Here is a 6785-nt window from a genome sequence, read left to right as displayed (position 1 = left end):
GAGCGTACGGTTGTGTTTGATTTAGAGAACGATGGTGTCTTATCGTTCGCTGTCCCCGAGAAAGGTGCGCATGCATACGGTGGTGATATATACACCATGACAGTCGACCAAAAGCAAGAGTTACTCTCCAAATTACACTCACTTTTTCCAAGTATCGAGTTCGTTAAGATAAAAAGATTGAATGACCAGTCTAAACACCCTGTTTATCACCAGGAAGAAGAGAAAACAGCTGAGTAGTATGGCGTTCAATAACTCACTTCAATTCGGGAAAAGTTAATGATACGCACTATGAAGTGAGAGTAGATGTATGAGCTATAAAGAACGTATAGAGCCTCTAAAAGAAAAAATCTATAATGAAAAAATAGTGCATTCTTGGGAATATAAAGGAGCCGGTTTCAAATATAATAATTTGTTAGATTGGATTTGGTCTATTTCATTCGCAGTGCTATTTCTACTTTTTCTTTGGTCTGTCATTGACGAGCTGACTGTTGATACGCCTGAGTTTTGGGTGTTGTTTTTTTTCATGGCAATGATGGTGTTGGTGTCAAGGTACCTTCTCTCACCTGATAAACACTANATATAAAGGAGCCGGTTTCAAATATAATAATTTGTTAGATTGGATTTGGTCTATTTCATTCGCAGTGCTATTTCTACTTTTTCTTTGGTCTGTCATTGACGAGCTGACTGTTGATACGCCTGAGTTTTGGGTGTTGTTTTTTTTCATGGCAATGATGGTGTTGGTGTCAAGGTACCTTCTCTCACCTGATAAACACTACTGTTATCACTTAACGTCTCTGGGTATTCATTACACAGAAAAAGACATGATCCCCGATGTTGCCTATCAGGTAGTGCGTGGTTTGGCATGGGTTGGTGTTGTGGTTTGTATTATTGCCGTGTTTATACTTGGTCCTCTTGCGTTTGTTGGGGCTGGTGGGTTTGCGTTGATGTCGTTTGGGATGACGAATTTTAGCCCTAAGATTGATAAGTATTGCATATTGATTTCTGAGCGTACGGTTGTGTTTGACTTAGAGAATGATGGTGTATTGTCATTCGCCATCCCCGAGAAAGGTGCGTATGCTTACTATGGTGATATATTCACCAATACTCTCTATCAAAAGCAAGAACTACTTTCTACATTGTGTTCACTCTTCCCTAGTATCGAGTTCGTTAAGATAAAAAGGTTGAAAGAGCAGTATAAACACCCTATTTATCAGCAAGAAGAAGAGAAAACGGCCGAATAGTATGACCTACAACACCGAACAACTATCGCTACAACCCACAAAACCACCGCACGGTTTTTTGCAGCAGCTACTAACCAAAGGGCAAGTGTTTCCCTTTACCAAGGCAAATGACACCATTGCTCTATCTTTGGCTGGAGAGGTTACGCCCTCTTACCTCAAGGATATTGAAGATGATAATAAATCGTTATACTGGAATGAAGAAAGGTTAAATAGTGAGGCGTTATCCGGCTGGTCTCAGTTTTATACATTTTTACTAACTATGACAAAAATACTATTGATTTTGTTTTTGCCATTGTTTTACTTGATTTTTCTTTTTCCATTATTATTCAGTCATGGAAGTTGGAGTGAAAGATGGGATGACTTATCAGCTGTTTTTTATGGCCTAACCCTTTATTTTACGCTGCCTTGCTTGCTTATATGGGGGCACTATAAACTGGTATGTAAAGGCTATTATTTCCTAGCACCTTTTTTGAAAAGCAAACCTGTTTATAGCTTAAACCGTCAAACAGGGATGGTGACCTTGTATAAGCGTGGCAATAAAGTACGCTTTACGCATCCTTTTATTGAATTTGATTGTGTATTGATGTCGGCCCCCAGTCCGCAAGGCCACCTGAACTACAATTTGATGTTAGTTCATCGCTATCAGCCTTACTCTGTGGGCGTACCTATTAGTAACTTAATTGGCACCAACGAGCGAGTGGTGGAGTACCAGCGCTTTTGGAATATGATCCAGCGTTATATGGATGTGAGTCAACCGATGCCAGATCTGTTGGTGTTAGAAGAAGCCCGAGCCAAAGATCCTGTAACCGCTGCTCATGATCAACAGACTGGCCGTGATCCGCGTTACTGGCGAGATATGAGCGATGATACCTACAAGAAGACGCTAGCGGAAATAGCCGAAAAACAAAAAACATCGCCCGCTACCGGTCCAAAAATCAATATCTTTGCAGATAGCTGATATGGCCTACAACACCGAGCAGCTGTCGCTACAACCCGCTAAACCACCGCACGGTTTTTTGCAGGAGCTACTAACCAGAGGGCAAGTCTTCCCCTTTACCAAGGCAAATGACACTATTGCTTTATCACTTGCTCGAGAAACATTACCATCGAACATAAAAAAGACAGAAGGGAATGGAAAGCCATCATTCTGGACTGAAGAAAGTCTAGACAGTGAGTCGTTATCAGGCTGGTCACAACTGTATTTCTTGGTGGTGGGATTGGCAAAAGTAGTTTTAATGTTTTTTTTGCCAGTAGCTTACATGCTAATTCTTTTGTTTTTGGTTTTTGGTTCTGGTGGCTGGAGAGAGGGTTTAGAGGATTGGTCCGTTATTTTTTATACTGTGACTATCTATTTCACGCTTCCTTGCTTGCTTATATGGGGTCACTATAAGTTGGTATGTAAAGGCTACTATTTCCTAGCCCCTTTCTTAAAAAGCAAACGTGTTTACAGCTTAAACCGTCAAACAGGGATGGTGACCTTGTATAAGCGTGGCAATAAAGTGCGCTTTACGCATCCTTTTATTGAATTTGATTGTGTGTTGATGTCAGCACCGAGTCCGCAAGGCCACCTGAACTACAATTTGATGTTAGTTCATCGCTATCAGCCTTACTCTGTGGGTGTACCTATTAGTAACTTAATTGGCACCAACGAGCGAGTGGTGGAGTACCAGCGCCTGTGGAATATGATCCAGCGTTACATGGATGTGAGTCAACCGATGCCAGATCTGTTGGTGTTAGAAGAAGCCCGAGCCAAAGACCCTGTAACTGCCGCCCATGATCAACAGACTGGCCGCGATCCCCGTTACTGGCGAGATATGAGCGATGACACCTACAAAAAGACACTCGCGGAAATAGCCGAACAACAAAAAACATCGCCCGCCACCGGTCCAAAAATCAACATCTTTGCGGATGATTAAGATGATTCAATAACTCGCTTCAGTTCGTAAAGAGTTGGCACTGATATAATGAATTTCAGCCAGCGGGTTATTACTCCTTTCCCACGAACCTATCCAACGCTTTCCCCGCACTCATGGGTTTGAAGAAATAGAAACCTTGAATTTCATCGACATGTCACATGGGCAACATGCGTCATTTGCGTAATTGAGAGGCGGTTTCTACGCCTAATGCTGCGGCTGTCAGTCAAAAGAGGCAGGTGGCGAATGCCATGGTTTGAAAATAGGCGAAGGGCTGCCAATGTTCAATCTATTTGGTTTGATGGTGAGGAAGGCGTAACGTTTTACAGTGTAAACTGTGCGGAAGCGTGATTAACGCGGCGCCGCCAGGACGCCGCTTGTGGGCTAAGATGACCTATCAATTGCTTTGAGGCTCATTTACGGCGGCAGAATTCTGCAATCACAAACAGGGTTTGGCCGTTTACTTTTCCTTGCACATGAGTAGGATCATCGGTCAAGTTAATGCCGCGTATCACCGTGCCTTGTTTGATCACTTGGCTTGAGCCTTTAACGGGCAAATCTTTAATCACGGTCACGTCGTCGCCTTTTTGCAGTGTCACGCCGTTAGCGTCCAATACTTTGACTTCTTCGATATCTTGACCGGTTTCTGCCCACTTACGGACATCGTCTTCCATATATATCATATCAAGATTATCTTGCGCCCAACTTTCGCTAGAAAGGCGAGAGAGCTGGCGATAGGCAACTACCTGTACCGCAGGCTCTTGGCTCCACATACTATCGTTCAGGCAGCGCCAGTGGTTCACATCCATATTGTCTGGGTGTTGAAGTTGGTCGTGACACGTGCTGCAAACCAATACGCAACTGTTCGCTGTGGTGTCGGGCGAGTACGGGACTTCATACACAGATAAGTTGTCTGGGCTGGTGCAGAGTTCACATTGGCCGCCACTGCGCGCCTGAAGCGTTTGTTCAATACTCATTGATTATCTCACGGTTGGCAGGGGATCCCTGCAGTTACAGTGCTGCAGAGTGTAATCGCTGAAATAATTTCTTACAAGTTGTAAGGGATTAGGTCATCGCATGACGTTGCTTTATGTAGGCTCAGTACGAACACAAAAATGCCACGCATGGGCGTGGCATGGGTAACGTTTATTGTTTTCAATAATTAGGCATTTGCCGTGTCTTGCTTCACCACTTCATGGTGATCGAAGATGGTCTTATCTTGGCCACCGGTCAATCGAGAGGTGAGGGTACCGGCCGTCATTGAGCCGCTCACGTTCACAGCGGTACGACCCATATCGATTAATGGTTCGATAGAAATCAACAGACCCGCTAGCGCGACTGGCATATCTAGTGCCGAGAGTACAATCAGTGCCGCAAAGGTCGCGCCGCCGCCCACACCGGCAATACCGAATGAACTGACAGTGACAATCGCAACCAAGGTGGCGATAAAGCCCGGATCGAGTGGATTAATGCCAATGGTAGGCGCAATCATGACCGCCAGCATAGCTGGATACAAGCCGGCACAGCCATTTTGACCCATGGTGGCACCGAATGACGCTGAGAAATTGGCGCTGGCCGGATCGTTACCCAAGTTCTTCATTTGCGAATCGATATTGAGCGGAATCGTGGCCGCGCTTGAGCGAGACGTAAAGGCAAACGTCAGCACAGGGAGCACTTTTTTCAGATATTGAATTGGGCTCATACCGACAAGGCCAATCAATACCAAGTGCATGACTAGGATGGCACCTAAGCCTACATAAGAGGCGGCAACAAAGTTGGCAAGTTCAAGAATTTCACTTACGTTTGAGCCGGCAACCACTTTGCTCATCAAAGCTAAAATACCGTAGGGAGTGAGGCCGATGATCATTCGAACCAACGTACGCACTAATTCTTGAGCCACATCCATAAAGCGCTCAAAACGCTCGCCAAGCTCAGGTTGAGTGCGCGACAATGTGACACCAGCGATACCCACGAGCGCAGAGAAAATCACCACAGCGATAGTCGAGGTTGGACGGCTACCGGCTAAATCTGCAAATGGGTTTTGTGGGAAGAAAGAGATAATCATATCAGCTAGTGATAAGTCTTCGACCGAGCCCAAGCGCTGCTCCAAGGCGGCACCACGCGCCATCTCTCGCGCACCTTGTACGATATCTTGCGCAGACAACCCAAACAGGTTGCTGACGAGTACACCAATGAGCGCAGACGCGGCGGTGGTGGCCAGCAAAATACCGATATTCAAGCTGGAAATTTTGCCCAGTGAGCCTGAGTCTTTCACTTTCAAAATCGCGCCAATAATCGACACCGTAATTAACGGCATGATGATCATCTTGAGCAGGCTGACGTAGCCTGAGCCGACGATATTGATATAGTTGATGGTTTCGCGCGTGATCGCGCCGTCAGCACCGTATAACGCTTGCAGCGCCGCACCGAAGGCAACCCCCAAGCCGAGGCCTGTAAACACACGTGTGGATAAGGATTTTTGTTGCTTGTGCAATTTGACAAGCACCGCCAGCAACAGCGCAAAAGCGATCAGATTAAAAAGGATAACTGTCATAGTCGGCGTTCCAATCTAGAGAATTATAATGACGTGAAGCTCTAACCCCGTTAAATGTATTCAAGGATTAGCGATTGCTTGGCATCATATGCCGGAAGGTGCATGCAATGAAGACCTATGTCACATTCTTGCTAGATAAAAAAAGCACTTATTAAAACCAAAAAGAATATGGCGCAAAATTTCAGCAATATTTGCTGAGTCAGTGTGCAATAGCATGAAAGGTCTACCAATGTTGGAGGCGATGACACGGTCGGAGCGAATCTCAATTGGATAAAAACGAACGTTCGTACTATAAATGAAGGCATCGTTGGGGTAAGGTGATCCGACTGCGCCACTGTTAGCAATAGATAGTGGCGTATCAACTCGGCTGCTTTGAGGGAGAGTGTCATGGCCGTTTCCGCAGACTCAACATACTCGCTGTCTAAGCGCGAGCAAACGAGATTGCGTATTCTCGAAGCCGCGTTTGAAGCTGCCAGTGTATATGGGTTGGAGAGTTTAACGATAGGTAGTTTGGCGCGCGACGTGCAAATGTCAAAAAGTGGTCTCTTTGCGCATTTTAATTCGCGAGAAAACTTGCAGATCGCCGTGGTCCATTTTGCGGGCGATTGCTTTGTCGAGCGGGTAATCACTCCGAGCCGTGAAGCGGACCACGCGAGTATTGAAGCTAAATTGCAACACTTACTGCGTAATTGGATGGGTTGGCATCAGCACTTTCAGGGTCAGTGCTTGTTTTTAGATGCGTGGCATGAGCAGCGCGCGAGCAATGATCCCATCCATCAGGCGTTGCAGCGTGTTACTCGCCAGTGGCTCGATTACCTGGCCGCGCAATTTGAAAAGGGCAAACAAGCCGGAGAGTTTCGTGCCGATCTCGATACGTGGCAAGCTGTTTATCAGTTATATGGGCACTATTTGAGTAGCCAGTTATTTCTGCGTTTGTCACTTGAATCGCCGGAAGGAACACGCTTTTGGCATGGTGTCGAGCAGTTGCTCGCGCAAAGTCGCCGCTAATTTTCCCAATAAGATGAAGAGGGTGTCGGTATTGAAAACAACGACACTTTTCAGTGTAAAAACGAACAT

At 45.7% G+C, this 6785-nt stretch carries 6 protein-coding genes and 1 pseudogene; 5 read left to right on the top strand and 2 right to left on the bottom strand.

The window, feature by feature from the left end; genetic code table 11:
• The 4 genes and pseudogenes from BZG20_RS16120 to BZG20_RS12125 all read left to right on the top strand — a co-directional run.
• Positions 1–237, top strand: a pseudogene (locus BZG20_RS16120) (hypothetical protein); the annotation flags it as partial.
• A 503-nt stretch (positions 238–740) separates the two neighbouring features.
• Positions 741–1241 (top strand): hypothetical protein, encoded by a 501-nt coding sequence (locus BZG20_RS12135; RefSeq protein WP_131825353.1) that lies wholly within the window; start codon positions 741–743, stop codon positions 1239–1241.
• Between the two features lies 1 nt (position 1242).
• Positions 1243–2199: a hypothetical protein gene (locus BZG20_RS12130; protein ID WP_077579175.1), complete on the top strand. Its 957-nt coding sequence runs from the start codon at positions 1243–1245 to the stop codon at positions 2197–2199.
• A gap of 1 nt (position 2200) precedes the next feature.
• Positions 2201–3157, top strand: a complete 957-nt coding sequence (locus BZG20_RS12125; RefSeq protein ID WP_077579174.1) for a hypothetical protein — start codon at positions 2201–2203, stop codon at positions 3155–3157.
• Positions 3158–3567: 410 nt separating this feature from the next.
• Here BZG20_RS12125 and BZG20_RS12120 read toward each other — a convergent pair whose 3' ends face one another.
• A complete protein-coding gene (locus tag BZG20_RS12120; protein WP_077579173.1) occupies positions 3568–4131 on the bottom strand; it encodes a PhnA domain-containing protein in 564 nt (187 codons plus the stop codon).
• A gap of 185 nt (positions 4132–4316) precedes the next feature.
• On the bottom strand, positions 4317–5708 hold the full coding sequence (locus BZG20_RS12115; RefSeq protein ID WP_077579172.1) for an L-cystine transporter: 1392 nt from the start codon (positions 5706–5708) through the stop codon (positions 4317–4319).
• A 417-nt stretch (positions 5709–6125) separates the two neighbouring features.
• Between BZG20_RS12115 and BZG20_RS12110 the strand changes: the two genes are divergently transcribed.
• The gene (locus tag BZG20_RS12110) at positions 6126–6716 is read left to right on the top strand and encodes a TetR/AcrR family transcriptional regulator (RefSeq protein ID WP_046076083.1); all 591 of its coding nucleotides are present in this window, start codon (positions 6126–6128) and stop codon (positions 6714–6716) included.
• The last annotated feature ends 69 nt before the right edge of the window (positions 6717–6785 follow it).

Origin of the sequence: Salinivibrio sp. IB868, from assembly GCF_001995655.1 — a bacterium.
Classification (GTDB): domain Bacteria; phylum Pseudomonadota; class Gammaproteobacteria; order Enterobacterales; family Vibrionaceae; genus Salinivibrio; species Salinivibrio siamensis.
The sequence above is the reverse complement of the archived record's forward strand: the minus strand, read 5'-3'. Positions and strand labels throughout refer to the sequence as shown.